The organism is Streptomyces sp. NPDC097129 (assembly GCF_055668065.1).
In genome coordinates, this window is the sequence record NZ_JBVOQE010000129.1 from 1 (window position 1) to 1013 (window position 1013).

The following is a 1013-nucleotide window of genomic DNA, read 5'->3' on the forward strand; positions in this document are numbered from 1 at the left end:
CCACCCGGTCCAAAACTAGGCCACCCAACCAAGATCTGACTCCTCAAGGTCTCCCGTATCAGTTTCGGTCCTACCTGGGATGGACGGACGGCGCCACGGCACGACTCCGGCTTCGGGGCGCAGCAAGAGAAGGTCATCATTCAAATCTTTTGTCACGGTCGGACGGCCCTTGGCTCCACCCTTGAGGATCTGTCGTCGAGCTTCCTGACCAGCACCGTCGCTGTCGAGCAGGACTGAGCACGCAGGCTTGAACTGGTCTCGTCCGCGCGCCAGGTACAGCATGTAGGGCATCATCCGGAACCGAAACAACTCGACGGCCTCGTCGAGGCGGCCCGCTCACCCCGAACAGTTCGAGTCGAACAACATCTCCGTTTACTAATTGTCGTTCTGTTGCGCGGACGTTCGGGAAATGGCTGCGGGCACCGCTGGCGGTGACCATCCCGCGTTCGCGGTCGACTCCGCCGGCGAAAGCGCCGCCACGGCAGCTCCGGCGAGATCGAGTTCCGAGCTCCCTTCGTGCACCGACGCAAATGCGGTGGCCAGGGCCGCATCTATTGTGCGACTCAGTTCACGGATCAACTCCACTTCCCGGCGACTCTTCCGCATTCGCAGGAGCGCAAACATTCTTTCCGCGCTCCGTAGCTGGGCATGCGGAAGCGCGGCAGTCAGCTCTTCGTAATCTCTAGCGGGAATGTAGTCCGTTTCGACCCCAATGCTCCCGCTCTCCATACCCAGCTCACGAAGCATCTGAGCCATCACGGCCACCGCGTTCTGTTCGAACTCCTGCCACACGTAAGCATCGACGTCGGGAAGCCTGTGACGCACAGTGGTTTCTTCTATGTCGACACACAGCACTGCTGCTCGGCCGTCGGTGTTGACTGCCACGGCCGCGTGGCGCCACCGGAGCGGTTCCTGTGAGGGGACAGCAAAACCAGCCAGATACGCGAAATTCTCTGGAGATAACGCCAGTACGCCCGCCAGCCCACTTTCCGCACTGGCGTCCAACAGTCGCT

The 1013-nt window shown here is 61.2% G+C and carries 1 protein-coding gene; it reads right to left on the bottom strand.

What is annotated here, in order from left to right; genetic code table 11:
- Window positions 1–375 precede the first annotated feature (375 nt).
- The coding region (locus tag AC0B9F_RS38600) for an aminopeptidase P family N-terminal domain-containing protein (RefSeq protein ID WP_472010537.1) at window positions 376–1013 on the bottom strand (638 nt) is incomplete at its 5' end.